The following is a 1,391-nucleotide window of genomic DNA, read 5'->3' on the forward strand; positions in this document are numbered from 1 at the left end:
GGAAAGATGTCAATTTTTTAATCCAGCTCTGCTTTTGCGGGGCTTTTTTTATGGAGAATCATATGCGAAAAATATCATCAGAAGGACTAGCACTTATCAAACAATGGGAAGGTTTGCGTTTGAACGCCTATAAAGATGCCATTGGAGTGTGGACAATAGGTTATGGACATACAAACAGTGCTGGAAAGCCTTTTATTTACGAAGGCATGACAATCACTGAAAAGCAAGCAGAAGAACTTCTTTGCCAAGACTTAAGACAATTTGAAAATGCCGTTGAACACGCTGTTGCAATTTCATTAACTGATGAACAATTTGCGGCGTTAGTCTCCTTTTGCTATAATGTAGGAACAACAGCCTTTTGTAACTCGACACTGTTAAAAAAGCTCAATCAAGGTGAATATGAAGCTGTCCCTGCAGAGCTACAGAAATGGACCAAAGCAGGCGGGAAGCGTCTTGAAGGTCTCGCACACCGGCGTGCGGCAGAAACAGGCTTATGGGCAAAAGGGGCTTATGTTTCCTCCAATTATCAAACAGTAGAAACGCAAGCACCAACGGGGGTTTTCAAAGCCGAAGCCCTTGCACCGATTATTGGTTCTTTTTCTGGGCTTGGAGGCTTATTAGCAGGAAATGGACCAATCCAATGGGCTTTGGCCACCATTATGATTTTAGCCGCATGTGCTGGTATTTTCTTTGTTGCTAAACGCTTTCAGGAGCATCGTCTATGATCTTATGGATGAAAAGAAATCTGATGCTAACAGGCGCGGTTTTAGCCGCTTTTTTTATGATTTTAGCAAGAGCTTTTACTCTTGGGAAAAAAGCAGAGCAACAAAAGCAAACAGAAAAAGCTTTAAAAGCAGCCACAACACGTCTGGAGGTGGAAAATGAAATTAATCAAAAAAGTGATGCTGATGTGCGTGCTGCTCTCTCTGACTGGTTGCACGACAAATAAATATGCTTCTTCTTGTGTTGGCTGGTTGCCAATTTATTTAGATAAGCAAGATCTGAACGCCATCAGTTCCAATTTAGCAAGAGAGATCTTAAAGCATAACAAGCAGGGCGAACGTGTGTGTGGGTGGAAACATGGCTAGAAAAAAAACACAACACGATACAGAGCTTACGGAAGCAGAAAAAGAAATCCTTCAAGAAATCATCATGACCTACAAAAGTGTAAAAGTGATGTCGCGTTATACGAAATGGATTGTACTCATTATACTCTTATTAGCGCTTGATTTTTCACGTATTATGGATGCATTAGTAAGTATTTTTACACAAAAACCAAATATCCGACTCTAAACATACTCTGAGACGCGCGAAATTCTTTAGAAAATGGATTCTTAATTTTGCTCGTCTCATGGAGGTGATAGAGAATGCCTTCGCCCATTTAAAACAGT

The 1,391-nt window shown here is 40.6% G+C and carries 3 protein-coding genes; all 3 read left to right on the forward strand.

Annotated elements, in window-relative coordinates; genetic code table 11:
- The first annotated feature begins 62 nt into the window (after nt 1-62).
- Nucleotides 63-725 carry a lysozyme gene (locus ACFIKG_RS09175; protein ID WP_375652184.1) on the forward strand — a complete coding sequence of 221 codons (663 nt, stop codon included), beginning with the start codon at nt 63-65 and terminating at the stop codon, nt 723-725.
- Nucleotides 722-949 (forward strand): hypothetical protein, encoded by a 228-nt coding sequence (locus tag ACFIKG_RS09180; RefSeq protein ID WP_375652185.1) that lies wholly within the window; start codon nt 722-724, stop codon nt 947-949. Before ACFIKG_RS09175 ends, ACFIKG_RS09180 begins: the two co-directional genes overlap by 4 nt.
- 131 nt (nt 950-1,080) lie before the next feature.
- Nucleotides 1,081-1,293 carry a hypothetical protein gene (locus tag ACFIKG_RS09185; RefSeq protein ID WP_375652186.1) on the forward strand — a complete coding sequence of 71 codons (213 nt, stop codon included), beginning with the start codon at nt 1,081-1,083 and terminating at the stop codon, nt 1,291-1,293.
- The last annotated feature ends 98 nt before the right edge of the window (nt 1,294-1,391 follow it).

Origin of the sequence: Bartonella sp. LB28NMGDW, assembly GCF_042194435.1 — a bacterium.
Classification (GTDB): Bacteria; Pseudomonadota; Alphaproteobacteria; order Rhizobiales; family Rhizobiaceae; genus Bartonella; species Bartonella grahamii.